14 protein-coding genes are annotated in these 16,690 nt (G+C 70.5%); 8 read left to right on the forward strand and 6 right to left on the reverse strand.

Features of this window, described 5'->3' with window-relative positions; all coding sequences use genetic code 11:
• Window positions 1-30: 30 nt before the first annotated feature.
• Complete coding sequence (locus HNP44_RS08730; RefSeq protein WP_310437666.1) at window positions 31-906, reverse strand: EamA family transporter; 876 nt, start codon at window positions 904-906, stop codon at window positions 31-33.
• A gap of 167 nt (window positions 907-1,073) precedes the next feature.
• Between HNP44_RS08730 and HNP44_RS08735 the strand changes: the two genes are divergently transcribed.
• Window positions 1,074-1,289, forward strand: coding sequence for a DUF7455 domain-containing protein (locus HNP44_RS08735; RefSeq protein ID WP_259140162.1), 216 nt, complete (start codon window positions 1,074-1,076; stop codon window positions 1,287-1,289).
• A 92-nt stretch (window positions 1,290-1,381) separates the two neighbouring features.
• Here HNP44_RS08735 and HNP44_RS08740 read toward each other — a convergent pair whose 3' ends face one another.
• Window positions 1,382-3,073, reverse strand: a complete 1,692-nt coding sequence (locus HNP44_RS08740) for a DEAD/DEAH box helicase (protein ID WP_259140161.1) — start codon at window positions 3,071-3,073, stop codon at window positions 1,382-1,384.
• A gap of 151 nt (window positions 3,074-3,224) precedes the next feature.
• On the opposite strand from HNP44_RS08740, the gene HNP44_RS08745 reads away from it, so the two are divergent.
• Window positions 3,225-4,526: a YihY/virulence factor BrkB family protein gene (locus HNP44_RS08745; protein WP_259140160.1), complete on the forward strand. Its 1,302-nt coding sequence runs from the start codon at window positions 3,225-3,227 to the stop codon at window positions 4,524-4,526.
• 4 nt (window positions 4,527-4,530) lie between these two features.
• Here the strand turns inward: HNP44_RS08745 and HNP44_RS08750 are convergent, their stop codons facing one another.
• Window positions 4,531-4,767, reverse strand: a complete 237-nt coding sequence (locus HNP44_RS08750) for a DUF3039 domain-containing protein (RefSeq protein WP_068525069.1) — start codon at window positions 4,765-4,767, stop codon at window positions 4,531-4,533.
• Window positions 4,768-4,805: 38 nt separating this feature from the next.
• On the opposite strand from HNP44_RS08750, the gene HNP44_RS08755 reads away from it, so the two are divergent.
• The 3 genes from HNP44_RS08755 (at window position 4,806) to HNP44_RS08765 (ending at window position 7,734) form a co-directional block, all read left to right on the forward strand.
• Complete coding sequence (locus HNP44_RS08755; RefSeq protein ID WP_224645750.1) at window positions 4,806-5,141, forward strand: DUF3099 domain-containing protein; 336 nt, start codon at window positions 4,806-4,808, stop codon at window positions 5,139-5,141.
• Window positions 5,142-6,620 (forward strand): DUF7782 domain-containing protein, encoded by a 1,479-nt coding sequence (locus tag HNP44_RS08760; RefSeq protein WP_259140158.1) that lies wholly within the window; start codon window positions 5,142-5,144, stop codon window positions 6,618-6,620.
• 112 nt (window positions 6,621-6,732) lie between these two features.
• The gene (locus HNP44_RS08765; protein WP_259140156.1) at window positions 6,733-7,734 is read left to right on the forward strand and encodes a sigma-70 family RNA polymerase sigma factor; all 1,002 of its coding nucleotides are present in this window, start codon (window positions 6,733-6,735) and stop codon (window positions 7,732-7,734) included.
• Window positions 7,735-7,768: 34 nt separating this feature from the next.
• Here the strand turns inward: HNP44_RS08765 and HNP44_RS08770 are convergent, their stop codons facing one another.
• Window positions 7,769-10,468 (reverse strand): bifunctional acetate--CoA ligase family protein/GNAT family N-acetyltransferase, encoded by a 2,700-nt coding sequence (locus HNP44_RS08770; RefSeq protein WP_445515052.1) that lies wholly within the window; start codon window positions 10,466-10,468, stop codon window positions 7,769-7,771.
• Window positions 10,469-10,472: 4 nt separating this feature from the next.
• Window positions 10,473-11,702, reverse strand: coding sequence for an acetoin utilization protein AcuC (locus HNP44_RS08775; protein ID WP_259140153.1), 1,230 nt, complete (start codon window positions 11,700-11,702; stop codon window positions 10,473-10,475).
• A 116-nt stretch (window positions 11,703-11,818) separates the two neighbouring features.
• Here HNP44_RS08775 and HNP44_RS08780 point away from each other — a divergent pair, with 116 nt between their 5' ends.
• Together HNP44_RS08780 and galE are read left to right on the forward strand one after the other, a co-directional pair.
• Window positions 11,819-12,502 carry a metal-dependent transcriptional regulator gene (locus HNP44_RS08780; RefSeq protein WP_259140152.1) on the forward strand — a complete coding sequence of 228 codons (684 nt, stop codon included), beginning with the start codon at window positions 11,819-11,821 and terminating at the stop codon, window positions 12,500-12,502.
• 3 nt (window positions 12,503-12,505) lie between these two features.
• Window positions 12,506-13,492, forward strand: a complete 987-nt coding sequence (gene galE, locus HNP44_RS08785; RefSeq protein WP_259140151.1) for a UDP-glucose 4-epimerase GalE — start codon at window positions 12,506-12,508, stop codon at window positions 13,490-13,492.
• 25 nt (window positions 13,493-13,517) lie between these two features.
• Here galE and HNP44_RS08790 read toward each other — a convergent pair whose 3' ends face one another.
• Complete coding sequence (locus HNP44_RS08790) at window positions 13,518-14,573, reverse strand: DUF4192 domain-containing protein (RefSeq protein WP_259140147.1); 1,056 nt, start codon at window positions 14,571-14,573, stop codon at window positions 13,518-13,520.
• A gap of 224 nt (window positions 14,574-14,797) precedes the next feature.
• Here HNP44_RS08790 and HNP44_RS08795 point away from each other — a divergent pair, with 224 nt between their 5' ends.
• Window positions 14,798-16,687: an APC family permease gene (locus tag HNP44_RS08795; RefSeq protein WP_259140304.1), complete on the forward strand. Its 1,890-nt coding sequence runs from the start codon at window positions 14,798-14,800 to the stop codon at window positions 16,685-16,687.
• Window positions 16,688-16,690 lie beyond the last annotated feature (3 nt).

Genomic DNA, 16,690 nt, shown 5'->3' on the forward strand with positions numbered 1-16,690 from the left:
CCCGATCGACGGCGAGGATGGTGCGACACGCTAACCACCCGAGTCTGGCGCCGGCGTCCGCCGCGAGGTGAGGGCGATGGCGATCACGACGAGCGCAATGCCGACGGCCTCGAGCCATCCCGGCCGCTGGCCCAGCATCACCGCGCCGACGCCCGTGGCGGTCACCGGCAGCAGGGCGAGGAGCAGCGCGAACCGCTCACGCCCGACCCGGGAGAGGACCACCTGGTCGAGCGCGTACGGGACCACCGAGCTGAGCAGGCCGAGCCCCAGGCCGAGGACCCACACCTCCCAGCCGAGGAAGGCCTCGGGGCGACTCACGAGGTCGGGACCGAGACCCGGGAGGGCGAGGACGAGCGCACCGGCCGCCAGACCGACGCCGAGCCCCTGTATGCCGCCGCCCGCGTCGGCGACCCGCTTGCCGAGCACGATGTAGCCCGCCCACAAGGCAGCCGCGAGCAGCGCGCAGGCGATCCCGATCGCGCCGCCGGAGCCGAGGCCCGCACCGTCGAGGTTGACGCCCGCGACGCACACGACTCCGACGAGCGCCGCCGCGGCGGCGACCAGGTCCACCGTGCGCCGGGAGCCCGCGACCGCCACCGCGATCGGGCCGAGGAACTCGATCGCGACGGCCGTGCCCAGGTCGATGTGGTCGATCGCCTCGTAGAAGGCCATGTTCATGGCAACGGTGACGGTGCCGAACAGGGCGGCGGCACGCAGCCGCGCCGCTGTCCAGTCGGCGCGGCGGGGGCGCAGCGCGATCAGCAGGATCAGGCCTGCACCGGCGCCGCGCAACCACGCGACCGCGACAGGCGAGAGGTGTTCGAACAGACCGACGCCCAGGGAGGCGCCGACATACTGGCTGATCGCCCCGATCACGAACATCGCGGGGATCATCAGCGGTGTCACGCGGCTCACCCTAAGGGACCGTGCGTTCGCCCCGCACCTCGTTTGCCCGCCGGAGAGTTGTTCACCCTGGGAGAACATGCCGCCCGCCTCCCCGGTGTGGTGGAACAAATGGGTACCCTCGGACGTATATAGAGATGTAAGAACGGTTCGTGAGGAACGGAGGAGTCATGACCAACACAGTCACTTCAGAGGCCCCTACGGGCGATGCCCTCGCTCCCCTGACGGCGTCCGACCGCTGCGATCGCTGCTCGGCGGCCGCTCAGGTCCGCGCGGTACTCCCGTCGGGCTTCGAGCTGCTCTTCTGCGGCCACCACTTCAGCGAGCACCGCTCGAAGCTCGAGGCGCAGGGCGCGAGCATCACAGGCGAGCCCGCCACCGTCTAGGTTCCTCCGACGCGACGGCGCCGTGCACCCGCCCTACTTCCGGGTGCACGGCGCCGTCGCCGTCTTTCCGCCGGTGCCGTGCGGGCGCCGGGTCACTTCCAGGTGCGGAGGGCGGCGATCCGCTCGCGCAGTTGATCCGCCGATGCCATCGCGGTCACAGGTCCGCCGAGCCTGCTACGCAGTTCGTTGTGCACGACGCCGTGCGGCTTGCCGGTCCGGTGGTGATGCATCGCGACCAGCGAGTTCAGCTCACGCCGCAGCGCGGAGAGCTGGGCGCCGGCGGTCGCCCGCTCCTCGACCTGCGCGGGCGCCGCGGGGCGCTCGGCCTCGACCGAGCGGGTGTCCACCTGGTCCTTCTGACGCTGTTTGAGGAGCGCACGCATCTGCTCAGCATCCAGCAGCCCCGGTAGCCCCAGGTAGTCGGCCTCCTCCTCGCTGCCCGCGAAAGTGGCGGTGCCGTACGAGGAGCCGTCGTAGATCAGCTGATCCAGCTCGGCGTCGGCGTGCAGCGAGACGAACGCCTTCTCCTCCTCGCCGGGCTCGTCCTTCTGCTTGTTCGCGTCGATGAGCAGCGCGTCCTCGAGCCCGTCGGACTCGCGGTGCGGCTTGCCGAGCACATGGTCGCGCTGCTCCTCGAGCTTCGCGGCGAGGTCCAGCAGGACCGGGACCGACGGGAGGAAGACGCTCGCGGTCTCGCCCGGCACGCGCAATCGCACGAAACGCCCGATGGCCTGAGCGAAGAACAGCGGCGTCGAGGCGCTCGTCGCGTACACGCCGACGGCGAGGCGCGGCACGTCGACGCCCTCGGACACCATGCGGACGGCGACCATCCACTTGTCCGTGCCCTCGGAGAAGGCGGAGATCCGCTTCGACGCCGTCGGGTCGTCGGACAGCACGACGGTGACTTTCTCGCCGCTGATCTCCTCGAGCAGCTCGGCGTAATCGCGCGCCGTCGTCTGATCGGTGGCGATCACCAGGCCGCCCGCGTCGGGCATCGCACGACGCAGTTGCTCGAGCCGCGTGTTCGCGGCGTGCAGCACCGCGGGGATCCAGTCGCCGTGCGGGTCGAGGGCGGTGCGCCAGGCGCGGGCCGTCTGCTCCTTGCTCAGCGGCTCACCGAGGCGGGCGGTGAACTCTTCGCCCGCGCTCGTGCGCCAGCTCGCCTGCCCGGAATAGGCCAGGAAGACGACGGGGCGGACGACGCCGTCCGCGAGCGCGTCCGAGTAGCCGTAGACGTGATCGGCCTTGGAGCGCTGGCCGCCGCCGAACTCCGGCTCGTACGTGACGAACGGGATGGGGTTGTCGTCGCTGCGGAACGGGGTACCGGTGAGGGCGAGCCGTCGCGTCGCCGGCGCGAAGGCCTCGCGCACGCCCTCGCCCCAGCTCTTCGCGTCACCGGCGTGATGGATCTCATCGAGGATGACAAGCGTCTTGTAAGCCGAGGTGCGCGCGTGGTGCTTGTACGGGTGCATGCCCACCTGGGCGTAGGTGATGACGACACCGTCGAAGTCCGACGAGGTGCTGCCGCCCGAGTTGGTGAAGTTCGGGTCGAGGTTGATGCCGTTCCGCGCGGCCGACTCGGCCCACTGGTACTTGAGGTGCTCGGTCGGCGCGACGACGGTGATCCGCTCGACGGTGCGATCGGCCAGCAGCTCGGCGGCGACGCGCAGCGCGAACGTTGTCTTTCCGGCGCCGGGAGTCGCGACCGCGAGGAAGTCCTGAGGCTTCGAGGTCAGGTACTTCGTGAGCGCACGGCGCTGCCAGACACGAAGTGAAACCGCCATCGAGAAACGCACCCCTAAACCGCGAGAGAAGCCCGTCCGGCGCGAGTCCGCGGCGCGGGCGGGTCGATCGTGAACCCGGGAGCAGTCTACTCGCAACACGCGGCGATCCCGGTTACGGCGTGATCGGCCCCGGTGCGGAAGACTGAACATGATGGACGACGCACACGGCACGCCGGGAGGCCGGCAACCGGGCCCGGCACAGGACGCCGAGCCACGCGATCCGGGTCCGCACACCCAGGACCTGGATCGGCCCCGGCGCGCCTCCTTCCCCACCCGGGCGTGGGGCGTCGTCAAGGGCATGCCGCAGGTGCTGTGGCGCACCGTCGTGAAGTCCTGGGACGATTCGATCGTCGGGCACAGCGCCCAGGCGGCCTTCTGGACCACGCTGTCACTGGCGCCGCTACTGCTGGCACTGATGGGCCTCATCGGCTACGTGGCGAACTGGTTCGGCCCCGACACGATCGGGGTGATCCATGACCGGCTCATCTCCTTCGGCCTGCGGGTCTTCACGCCCAACGTGGTGGACGAGATCATCCGGCCGATGGTCGACGGGGTGCTCCAGCAGGGCCGCGGCGACGTGGTCTCAGTGGGCTTCATCCTCGCGCTGTGGGCCGGGTCGTCGGCGCTGTCGTCGTACGTGGACTCGATCAGCATGGCGCACGATCAGCACACGGTGCGCAATCCGGTGTACCAGCGGCTGTTCGCACTGGTGCTCTACCTCGAGTTCCTGGTGATCGCAGTGTTCACGCTGCCGCTCGTCGCTCTGGGGCCCAGCTTCATCATCAAGTACATCCCCGCGTCGTGGCACCCCGCAGTCGCCCAGCTGATCGACTTCGGGTACCTGCCCTTCGTCGTGCTCATGCTGGTCGGCGGCCTCGCGCTGCTCTATCGGCAGGCGCTGCCGCGGCCGTTGCCCTGGTACCGGCACGTGCCGGGTGCAGCGCTCGCCGCGCTGATCTTCCTCGTGGCCTCGACCGGCCTCCGCGTGTACCTGTCGTTCATCGCGTCGGGAAGCGGCATCTCCTACGGCGCGCTCGCGACGCCGATCGCCTTCCTGCTGTTCACGTTCTTCCTCGGCTTCGCGGTCATGGTCGGCGCCGAATTCAACGCCGCGCTGCAGAACCGCTGGCCCGCGCGCGAGATCCGCACCGATCAGCTGCGGGACTGGGTCGTCGAGCAGATCAAAGAGGCGGGGATTCCCGATCCCGGCAAAGCCGCCGCCGAGGGCCTGCGCCGCGCGACCGACCCGATCCGCCGGCGCCAGCGGGCGGAGGCCGACGAACCGTCCGCCGACACCGAAACGCCGGTCTCCGGAGGGTCGCCCGCCGCCGCGCCGAGTGCCGTCGCGCCGCAGCGCACCGTCGAGACCGACGTGCCGGCGCGGCGCACCGTCGAGCCCGAGGCCCCACGCGTGCCGCCTGCCCGGCCCCCGCGCGAGGTGGAGCCGCGGTGAGCGGCTACTTCTTCATGCGGTCGTAGATCTTCTTGCACTCGGGGCAGACCGGCGAGCCGGGCTTGGCGGACTTGGTGACCGGGAAGGTCTCGCCGCAGAGCGCGACCACGTAGTTGCCCATCACGGCCGATTCGGCGATCTTGTTCTTCCGCACGTAGTGGAAGAACTTGGGGGTGTCGTCGTCGGTGCCGGTATCGGCGTCGACGTCGACGTCCGGCTTCTCCAGGGTCTTCGTACTCATGACTTTCATTCTGCCAGCCGCAGTGGGACGATCGAAGTGTGGGAAACCAAGGTGAGAACACCTACGTCATCACGGACGCGGAGGACTCGTACGACGAGCAGCATCGGCGGCGCGTCCGCCGCTACCTGATGATCATGGCGATCCGCATTCCCGCCCTCGTCATCTCCGCGTGGATCTACTCGGCCACCGGCAATTGGATGATCGCGCTCGCCGTGCTCGGCGGCTCCATCCCCATCCCGTGGATCGCCGTGATCCGCGCCAACGACCGGCCCAAGAAACGCAAGGGCGAGCCCGACCGTTTCACCCGTCGCAAGCTGGATCGCCTCGCCCTGCAGGGTCACCCGATCACGACCGTCTCGACGCGCGGCGACTAGGTGCTGCTCTCCCCCGGCCTGGCACCACTGTGCCGTCGGCTCGGCCCCGTGCTGGCCGCCGCCGACTTCTCGGAAGCCGCCGTCGCCGGCCGCCTGGGTGACGCCTACGGCTGCCTCTCGCGCGGCGAGCCCGGCCCCGTCGAGGCCGCGGCCTCCGGCGGCGCGCCCCTGGACGTGCTGATCCGCCTGTTCCTCGCCGCCGCGCCGGTCCCCCGCGCGCAGGTCGACGGTGCCCTGGCTCCCGTCACCGTCGACGAGGCCCTGGCAGCCGGCCTGCTGGAGGCCGATCCCGAGGACCCTTCGCGGGTGCGGGCCGCGCTGAGCCTGCGGCCGCTCGACCTGCCCGACGGTCCGCAGTGGTTCCTCTCCGACCTCGACGGCCTCATGCGACCGCACGCGCAGCACCGCGAGCACGTACTGGGCGTGGGCCACGCCTCGCAGTCGCTGCTGCGGGCCACGCCCCGCGAGCCGGTGGGCACCGTCCTCGACCTCGGCACCGGCTGCGGCGTGCACGCGTGCGCCGCGACCCGGTTCGCGGGCGCGGTCACCGCCACCGACCTGAGCGAGCGGGCCGCCGGCTTCGCCGCCGCCTCCGCCGCGCTGAACGGCGCGGACGTCGAAGTACTGACCGGCGACTGGTTCTCGCCCGTCGCGGGACGCCGGTTCGACCTGCTCCTGGCGAACCCGCCCTTCGTCGTGGGCGAGGGCCGGGTCGACCACACCTATCGCGACTCCGGCCTCGATCTCGACGGCGCCTCCGAGTTGGTGGTGCGGGGCGCGCCCGATCATCTGGCGCCGCGCGGCACCGCGGCGCTGCTCGCCTCGTGGGTGCACGGCGACGACGAGACCTGGCAGGCCCGGGTCGCGTCCTGGCTGCCCGCGGACGGCATCGCCGCGTGGGTGCTGCAGCGCGACGTCGCCGATCCCGCGCTGTACGTGGGCACCTGGCTCCGCGATGAGGGACTCGACCCCCGCGTCGGCGAGGGTCGCGCGAAGTCCGACCGCTGGCTCGCCCACCTCGCCGACGCCGGAGTGACCGGCATCGGCTTCGGCTTCGTGCTTCTCCGGGCGATCGACGGCCCGTCGGAGGTGGTCTGCGAGGAGCTGAGCCAGCCCTTCGACGATCCCCTCGGCGACGAGGTCCCCGCGCACTTCGCGCGGATGGCGTGGCTGCGCGACGCCGACCTGGACGCCGCCCGCCCGCTGCTCGGCGACGACGTCGCGCTCGAGCGCGTGTCGGTGACCGGCGACGAGGGCTGGGACGAGGTGGCGGTGCGCGTGACCCGGATGTCGGGCCCGCGCTGGGTGCACGAGCTCGACGACGCCGGCGCACGCCTGCTCGCCGGATGCCGCGGCGAACTCCCCACCGAAGACCTCGTCGTCCTGCTCGAGGCGGCCACGGGTGAGGACGACCTGGCAGATCCGGCCCGCCGGTTGCTCGCCGACCTGCACCGGCACGGATTCGTAACCTTCCTCTAAGCAACTTCTCAGAACGCCTCGCTGTTTTCGCAGGTCAGGGGATCCGGGCTCGGGAACTCTGTGCGCCCGCCGTCCGTTGAACCTGATGTACCGGCGAACAGGAGGCAGCCACATGGCACACCGCGTCAACACTGCTAGCACCGCAGCCCGCCCCGCTGATCGGGTGCGGCCCCCGCTGACCGAGGCCGATCTCGATGCACAGAGTCCCGCCGCGGATCTGGTGCGGGTGTACCTGAACGGCATCGGCCGCACCGCGCTGCTGTCCGCGGAGGACGAGGTTGATCTGGCCAAGCGCATCGAGGCGGGGTTGTACGCACAGCACCTCCTTGCCACTAAAAAGCGGATGGCCGCCTCGAAGAAGCGCGACCTGGCGTTCATCGTGCGCGACGGCCAGGCGGCCCGCCAGCACCTGCTGGAGGCCAACCTGCGCCTCGTGGTGTCGCTGGCCAAGCGCTACACCGGGCGCGGAATGCCGCTGCTGGACCTGATCCAGGAGGGCAACCTCGGCCTGATCCGCGCGATGGAGAAGTTCGACTACGCCAAGGGCTTCAAGTTCTCGACCTACGCCACCTGGTGGATCCGGCAGGCGATCACCCGCGGAATGGCGGACCAGTCCCGCACCATCCGCCTGCCCGTCCACCTCGTGGAGCAGGTGAACAAGCTGGCCCGCATCCGGCGCGAGCTGCACCAGCAGCTGGGCCGCGAGGCCACGGACGCGGAACTCGCGGAGGAGTCGGGCATCCCGGCGGAGAAGATCGCCGACCTCATGGACCACTCGCGTGATCCGGTAAGCCTCGACATGCCGGTCGGGTCCGACGAGGAGGCGCCGCTCGGTGACTTCATCGAGGACGCGGAAGCGGCGTCCGCAGAGTCCGCCGTGATCTCGCGACTCATGCACAGCGACGTGCGCTCAGTGCTCGGCACTCTCGACGAGCGGGAGCAGCAGGTCATTCGGCTGCGCTACGGCCTCGACGACGGCCAGCCGCGTACCCTCGACCAGATCGGCAAGCTCTTCGGGCTGTCCCGCGAGCGCGTGCGTCAGATCGAGCGCGAGGTCATGAGCAAGCTCCGCAACGGCGAGCGGGCCGACCGGCTGCGCGCATACGCGAGCTAGTCCCGAACCACTCTCTCAGGAACCGCGTCGGCTGTCACAGCCGGCGCGGTTCCGCTTGTTGGGCGAGAACGTCGCTGGCGTGGCCGATGCGGATCACCGCGGACAGCACCGAGGCGCCGTCGGTCGTGGCGAGGATCGGTTGGCAGTCGATCGAGGCGATCTCGGGCACTTCGTAGGCCAGGGCCGCCAAGCGGGTCACCACGTCGGTGAGCGCCGCGCGATCGACACCGGACTCGCCAGCGAAACCGTCCAGCAGCGGGGCCGAACGGGTGGCCGTGACGAGATCCGCGGCCGCAGCATTGGTCAGCGGTAGCAGCCGGTAGGCACGGTCCCCCAACAGCTCCGGCACGGCACCGCTGAGACCGAAAGACAGCAGCGGACCGATCCGCGGGTCGTTCTCGTAGCCGACGGCGCAGCCGATGCCCTTGGGCGCCATCCGCTGCACATGCAGCGTCGACTCCCCCGTCGCCTCGGCGAGCTCGGCGAAGGCGTCCGCCACGGCCTGCGGGCTCGCGAGGTCGAGGCGGACCGCCGCGAGGTCGGCGCGCAGGCGCCAACGCTCTCCCATCGCTTTGACCGCGACGGGGTACCCCAGCCTGTCCGCTGCCGCCGCCGCTGCCTCCGGTGTGGAAGCCACGTCAAAGGCGACGACGCCGATCCCGTACAGCCCCATCAGCTCCGCGCTTTGATCGAAGCTCAGCGTGACGGCGCCCGTGTCGGCGCCATTGCCTGGCAGCCACTCCCGGACGCGGGTACGGGCCGTCTCGACGTCGGTGCGGTCGGGCCGCGCGGTGTCGGAGACGGGCCGGGCGCGCCACTGCGCGTACCGCCAGCCGTGGGCGAGGACCCGGGCCGCACGCTCGGGCTCGGGGTATGACGGGACCGAGCCGCGGACCCGCACGCCGTCCTCGTCGGTGACGGCGAGCAGTTCGGTGACGCCGTCGAAGGCCAGGAAGGTCGAGACGATCGGCTTGATCTGCTTGCGGGAGGCCTCGAGCAGGACCGCTGCGTGCGCCTCGGGGGGCGCTTCCACCGGTGGGACGAAGACGGCGATGATCGCGTGCACCGCGTCGTCGGCCAGCGCGGCGTCGATTGCGGCGCCGAACTCCTCGGGCGTGGCCGCGGCGCCGAGGTCGACGGGCTGCGCGACGTCGAGCCCCGCGCGGATTCCGGTGTGTGTGGCGAGGATCCCGAGGGCCGTCGAGTTGCCGATGACAGCGACTCGGGGGCCAACGGGCAGCGGCTGATAGCTGAAGAAGGTCGCACAGTCGAACAGCTCGGGGATCGAATCGACCTGGACGACACCCGAGTTCTCGAACAGCGCCTCCGAGCCGCGGCGGCGACGGTCGGCGTCGATCCCGCCACGATGCACGGCGACGATCGGCTTCTGCCGGGACAGCCGCTGCGCGATGCGGCCGAACTTGCGCGGGTTACCGAAGCTCTCGAGGTAGAGCAGCACCACCTCGGTGGCGTCGTCAGTATCCCAGTACTGCAAGACGTCGTTGCCCGAGACGTCGGCACGGTTACCGGCGGAGACGAAAGTCGTCAGGCCCACACCGCGTTTCGCCGCGGTGTCCAGGATGGCGATGCCGAGGGCGCCGGACTGGCAGAAGAAGCCCACGTTGCCGCGCCCGGGGACGACGGGGGCGAGGGTCGCGTTGATCCGTACCGCGCGGTCGGTGTTGATGACGCCGAGCGCATTGGGGCCGATCAACCGCATCCCGTGCGAGCGTACGGCTTTGAGCAGTCGCCGCTCCGACTCCTTGCCCCGGCCTCCAGCGTCGGAGAAGCCGGACGAGACGACGAGTAGCGTCCGTACGTCCTTGGCGAGGCAGTCGTCGAGAACCTGGTCCATGTTGTCGGCGGGCACGGCGACCACGGCGAGGTCGACCTGGTCCGGGATGTCGCGCACCGACTCGTAGGCGCGGATGCCCGCCACGGAACGGCGTTCCGGGTGCACCGGGTACACGGGGCCGGCGAAGTCGCCCGCAATGATGTTGCGCAGCACCGCGTGGCCAACCTTGCCGGGGGTGGCCGACGCACCGATCACGGCGATCGATTCCGGCCGTAGCGCATTGCTCACGCTGCGCGCCTCCGAGGCGAGCTCGCGGGCGTTGCGCACCGCGACCAGTGCCTCGGTGGGGTCGATGCCGAACTCCACGTGCACCACGCTGCCGTCGAAACTGCGCCGCAGCTCGTATCCGGCGGCCTTGAAGACATTGACCATGTAGCGGTTCTCGGCGAGCACCTCCGCCTCGAAGCGGTGGAAGCCGTTCTCGGCCGCGGCCCCGGCGAGGTGCTCGAGCAGGATGGGCCCGAGGCCGCGGCCCTGGTGCTCGTCGGCGACGACGAAGGCGACCTCCGCCGAGGTCGGCTTGCCGGTGTCGGCAAGGCCCTCGTAGAGCCCGACGGCGATGATCTTGCCGCCGAGGATCGCGAGCAGGCAGACGCGCTGCTCGTGGTCGACGGTGGTCATCCGGGCGACGTCGCGCGGCGGCATGACCGGATAGGGACCGAAATAGCGCAGATAGCGAGTGCGCTCGGAGAGTCCGGCGTGGAAGGCGACCATGTCGTCGGCGTCGTCGGGCACGACGGGCCGCAGGTGGACGACGCCGCCGTCGGAGGCCAGCACGTCGGCGACCCAGTGCGCGGGGAACTCGTACGGTCCCGACGGTGCCTGCGGGCTCGGCGCTGGGAACGGCTCGGTGGCAGGACCCGAGGGGTGCAGGGGCATGTCGTCAGTCACGAGGATCCTCCGGGTCCAGTCCGTGGAGAGGGAAGACAGCGGAGCGGGCGCGGGCGATGAAGCGGTCGGCGGTGGCCTCCACGGGGGCGGCGGTCGGGTCGTAGGAAGAGGGCTCCCACGGGGTGAACGCGGTCACCCCGCCTTCGCCCATCGTGTCCGGCAGGCCGCTCACGGCGCCGACCTGGTCGGTGGGCAAGCTCGCGGCCAACTCCTTCCACTCCTCGGGAATGGGTGTGGCCGGATCGATGTCGACCCCGACGACGGCACCGATCAGGTGGGTCCAGGTGCGGGGCACCACGTGCACGAGCTGATAGCCGCCTCCACCGATCGCGAGCCATCGGCCGTCGCACACTTCGTCGGCGAGGTCGCGCATGGCGAGGATCGCGGCGCGCTGCCCGTCGACGGTGAGCGAGAGGTCGGTCAGTGGGTCCGACGCGTGGGAGTCGCAGCCGCACTGGCTCACGATGAGCTGGGGCCGGAACTCGCGGACGATCGACGGGACCACGGCGTGGAAGGCACGCAGCCACAGCCCATCGGGGCAGAACGCGGGCACCGGGATGTTGACGGCCGTGCCACGCGCCTCGGGACCGCCGAGCTCCGTCGGGTAGCCGGTGTTGGGCCACAGGTGTTGGGGGTCCTCGTGCAGGGAGACGGTGAGCACCCGCGGGTCGTTCCAGAACTGGGCCTGGACGCCGTCGCCGTGGTGGGCGTCGACGTCGATGTAGGCGATCCGGTCGAAGCCGTTGTCGAGCAGCCAGGAGATCGCGATGGCGGCGTCGTTGTAGACGCAGAAGCCCGAGGCGTGCGAGCGCATCGCGTGGTGCATCCCGCCCGCGATGTTGACGGCGCGGGTGGTGTGGCCGGCGGCGATCGCCTTCGCGCCGGTGAGCGTGGATCCGACGAGGCTCGCCGCGGCCTCGTGCATGCGCAGGAAGAACGGATTGTCGTCGTTGCCGAGCCCGTAGCCGGTCAGGTCGATCCGGGAGCGACCCGAGCCCGCGACGCGCACGGCCGCCAGGTAGTCGTCGGTGTGGGCACGCCCGAGCTCCAGCGGGTCGAACTCCACTGGCGCGACCACCTCGGCCCCGTCGAGGACCCCGAGCATCCGCGAGAGCTCCATCGTCAGCCGCAGCCGCACCGGGTCCATCGGGTGGGAGTGGGAGAAACGGTAGTCGAGAACCGAGGGATCCCAGACCACCTGGGAGTCGGGGAACCGTGCCATGTGTCACGACCCTAGTCGTTGCACACCTGCGCCGCTTCGAAGTTAGGTAACCTTAAGTACGGGGGACGGTAGCCCGTCTCGGTTAAGCTCGACAGTGACGAGAAGGAGCTGGATACGTGAACGATCTGGTGGACACCACCGAGATGTACCTGCGGACCATCTACGAGCTTGAGGAGGAGGGCGTGGTGCCCCTCCGGGCGCGGATCGCGGAGCGTCTTGAGCAGAGTGGTCCCACCGTCTCGCAGACGGTGCAGCGCATGGAGCGCGACGGCCTGGTCCGGGTCGCGGGTGACCGGCACCTCGAGCTCAGCGAGAAGGGCCGCCAATTGGCCATCGCCGTGATGCGCAAGCACCGGCTGGCAGAGCGGCTCCTGGTGGACGTCATCGGGCTGCAGTGGGAGAACGTGCACGCCGAGGCGTGCCGCTGGGAGCACGTGATGAGCGAGGACGTCGAACGGCGCCTCCTGGAGGTACTGGGCAACCCCACCACGTCGCCGTACGGCAACCCCATCCCCGGGCTCGGCGAGCTCGGGGTGGCGATCACGAACGAGCCGGCGCGCCCGGCTCGGCTCACCGACCTCCCGCAGGGCGGCCCGACGGCCGTGGTCATCAAGCGCCTGGCCGAGCACGTCCAGGCGGACAGCGACCTGATCGGCCGGTTCCGTGAGGCCGGTGTGGTTCCGGACGCGCGCGTCACGGTCACCGTCCAGCGCGGGGCCGTGGTCATCTCCGTCGCCGGGCATGAGGACTTCGAGCTCCCCGACGAGATGGCCCACGCGGTCTTCGTCGAGGCGGTGTAGCCGATGCGCCTCGTGGTGACGGGTGGCGCCGGCTACGTCGGCAGCGTGTGCACGCAGGTGCTGCTCGAGCGCGGACACGAGGTGACCGTGCTCGATGACTTGAGCACCGGCAATCGCGAGGCGGTGCCCGCGGGCGCCACGTTCGTGGAAGGCGACGTGGCGCAGGCCGCCCGCCCTCTGCTCGCCGACGGCGACTTCGACGGCGTCCTGCACTTCGCAGCGAAATCGCTGGTGGGCGAGTCGGTGTCGCACCCGCACAACTACTGGCAGGGCAACGTCGTCACCACGCTGACGCTGCTCGACGCGATGCTGGCGGCCGGCGTGCCGCGCCTGGTCTTCTCGTCGACGGCGGCGACCTACGGCGAGCCGGAGGTCGTCCCGATCACGGAGGACGCGCGCACCGCGCCCACCAACACCTACGGCGCGACCAAGCTCGCGATCGACGCCGCGATCTCCTCGTACGCCACTGCCTACGGCCTGGCCGCGGTCTCGCTGCGGTACTTCAACGTGGCGGGCAGCTACGGCGGCTTCGGGGAGAACCGCGAGGTGGAGACTCACTTGATTCCCCTCGTGCTGCAGACGGCGCTGGGACAGCGCGGCGACATCGCCGTCTTCGGCGCCGACTACCCGACTGACGACGGCACCGCGGTCCGCGACTACGTGCACGTCAAGGACCTCGCCGAGGCTCACTTGCTGGCCCTGGACCACGCGCGGCCGGGCACGCATGAGATCTTCAATCTCGGTTCCGGCGCGGGCTTCTCGGTGCGTCAGGTGATCGACACCTGTCGCGAGGTGACGGGGCGTGAGATCCCCGAGACCGCCGCCGAGCGCCGCGCCGGCGACCCGGCGGTGCTGGTCGCGTCGTCCCGCCGGGCGATCGACGAGCTCGGCTGGCGGCCCGAGAAGACGGACCTGCGCGACATCGTCGCCGACGCTTGGGCGTACACCCAGGAGCTGGGCGACCGCTCGCACGCCGCCCGCCGCGCTTGACCCCACTCGGGCCCCGCGCCGGTCGTCACCCGGCGAGAGGGAACCCGAGATCGCGGGGCGGGAGATCCACACCGAGACGGCGGGCCACGTCCACGCCGATCTCGGCGGTGCTGCACAGCTCGCGCGGATGCATCCCCGCGGCCAGCGCGTGCGCCAGCAGGTGCGCGCCCCGGTAGCGTCGATCGGCGGTCAGTGCCGCATCGAGGGCGATGCCGGTGAGCGGACCGTCCCCGTGCAGGTAACTCCCAGCGGCCACCAGCGTCGCCGCCGCTGCCCGCGGCGTGCCCCGCAGGCGCCGCGCCAGTTCGGCGAACAACAGCCGGGCCTCGTCGGCCATCACGGTGAGTGCCAACGCCATCGCCGCATCGCGCACCTTCACCTCGAGGAGCGCTCCCCCAAGCAGGGCTACGTCGGCGTCCGAGAGGGCCGCCGAGCGCTGCGCAGTGACGGCCCCGACGAGAGCGGCCAACAGCTCGCACGGATCTCCGTCCGCCTCGAAGTCCGCGGCGTCCCGGCAGCGGTCCGCGCCGATCCCCGGCCCCTCCTCCGCGAGCTGGTCCGTCAGGTCCGCGCGAGACCGGTGGATGGTGCGCCCCTCCACGACGGCCGCCACCATGAGGGGCGACAACGCCGGATCCGGGAGGGAGCCGCTCTCCCCGTGTCGGCACACCCATCTCTCGCCGGCCTCCATTCGGTCCAGCAGCACCAGGTCGATGATCTCGAGGTCCGGATCGACCGCGTCCCGGGATCGGGTGGCATCCTCGAGCAGCCGGAGCAGCGCCGAGGCGACCCGCTCGCGCGGGCGATCATCGACCGCGACGCAGAACAGCCGGTCCGCGCCCTGGCGCCGCAGGAGGCCCACCGCCTCGGCGATGTGGGTCCGGCAGTCTTTCCGAAGACCGCCGGACCGGGTCACGTCGAGATCAGTCCGAGCGGTGGCCCCGATCCGGCCGGTCACCTCGTCGTGCGCGAGCAGTATCACCGATCGCGTCGGATAGAAGCCCAGGAGTGCCGGGACGGCGGCGACCAGGTCGCCGAGGGAGTCGATCTTCATGGCCGGGTCCACGTGATGTTTCGTCATGCTCGAATGCTGATCGAGGCGACGAACCGCGATCGCCGCTGCGGCCCACTCATCCCCACTTTGGTTACGAAACGTTCTCCACGCTGGGCGTTGTGCACAGGATCGCCCGTACCGGACACCGTCGGGCGGGCGCCCGACGTGCGGCACCGGCGAGCGCTACTGTGAACCGCGTGATCGGCTTACCGCGGTTCTCGGACCGCACGCGCGACTGGTTCCTCAGCGGCATGTCTGAGCGGGCCGGCACCCACGTCGGACCCCATGCGAAGGATGCGGAACACCCGCAGCCGTGGTGGAAGGTCATGTGCCTGACCGGTGTCGACTACTTCTCGACCCTCGGCTACCAGCCCGCCATCGCGTTCATCGCGGCCGGCGTCATCTCCCCCATCGCGACCTTGGTGCTGATCGCGCTCACGCTGTTCGGCGCGCTCCCGGTCTACAAGCGCGTGTCCCGGGAGAGCTTCAACGGCTCCGGCTCGCTGGCGATGTTCGAGCGGCTCCTCCCCTGGTGGGGCGGCAAGCTGTTCGTGCTGGTGCTGCTCGGCTTCGCGGCCACCGACTTCATCATCACCATCACCCTGTCGTCGTCCGACGCGGCCGAGCACATCGTCGAGAACCCGCTCGTCCCGTCGTTCCTCCACGGCGCCAACGTCCCCATCACCCTCGGCCTGGTCCTGGCCCTGGGCGTGATCTTCCTCAAGGGCTTCCGCGAGGCGATCGGCACCGCCGTCGTCCTGGTGACGGTGTACCTGTCGCTCAACGTGGTCGTCATCGGCGTCTCGTTGTTCCACGTCGCCGAGCGGCCGCAGAAGGTGCTGGACTGGCAGGACCTACTGTGGGCGGAGCATTCGAATCCGCTCATGGTGATCGCGGTCGCGCTCATCGTCTTCCCGAAGCTGGCGCTAGGCCTCTCCGGTTTCGAGACCGGTGTCGCGGTCATGCCGCAGATCAAGGGCGATCCGAACGACCCGCCCGAGTACCCGGCCAAGCGCATCCGGGACACGGGCCGCCTCCTGACCACCGCCGCGGTGATCATGAGCGTGCTGCTCGCCACGTCGAGCTTCGCGACCACGGTGCTCATCCCTGCGGAGGAGTTCGGTCCGAACGGCGATGCCAACGGCCGTGCCCTGGCGTGGCTCGCGCACGAGTACCTCGGGAACGGCTTCGGCACCGTCTACGACGTCTCGACGGTCGCGATCCTCTGGTTCGCGGGCGCCTCCGCGATGGCCGGCATGCTGAACCTGGTGCCGCGGTACCTGCCGCGGTACGGCATGGCCCCGCGCTGGGCCTCGGCCGTCCGGCCGCTGGTCGTGGTGCTCACCGTGATCGCCCTCGTGATCGTCCTCATCTTCGAGGCCGACGTGAACGCGCAGGGCGGTGCGTACGCCACCGGCGTGCTCGTACTCATGACCTCCGCCGCGATCGCCGTGACCATCTCGGCGCGCCGCAAGCGCCAGACCGCCGCCACGTGGGGCTTCGGGCTCATCTCCGCCGTCTTCGTCTACACCACGATCGACAACATCATCGAGCGGCCCGACGGCGTGCGGATCGCCGCGCTCTTCATCCTCGCGATCGCCGTGGTGTCGATCGGCTCGCGCGTACGGCGCTCGTTCGAGCTGCGCGCCTCGTCGATCACCTTCGACGAGAAGGCCCTCGAGTTCATCCGTGACGACGCGGCTGCCCAGCACGCGATCCGGATCGTCTCGCACGAGCCCGACGTGGACACCAAGAAGGAGTACCGCGACAAGGTCCGCGCGGAACGCAAGTTCGGCCACATTCCTGGCCGGTCGCGGGTGATCCTGCTCGAGGTGTGGCCGCGAGACTCGTCGGACTTCGAGGAGGACCTGGAGGTCCGGGGCATCGAGAAGTTCGGCTATCGCCTGCTCAAGGTGCGCTCGGGCAGCATCGCCAACACGATCGCCGCGGTCCTGCTGTACATCCGCGACGAGACCGGCGTGGTGCCCGAGGTCTACTTCCAGTGGTCGGAGATGAACCCCGTGCTCAACATGGGCAAATACCTCGTGGAGGGCTCGGGCGAGGTCGCGGCCGTCTGCCACGAGGTGCTGCGCCAGGCCGAGCACGATTCCAAGCGCCGCCCCACCGTCCACGTCTCCTGACGC

This window comes from Tsukamurella ocularis (assembly GCF_024807615.1).
Taxonomy (GTDB): Bacteria; Actinomycetota; Actinomycetes; order Mycobacteriales; family Mycobacteriaceae; genus Tsukamurella; species Tsukamurella ocularis.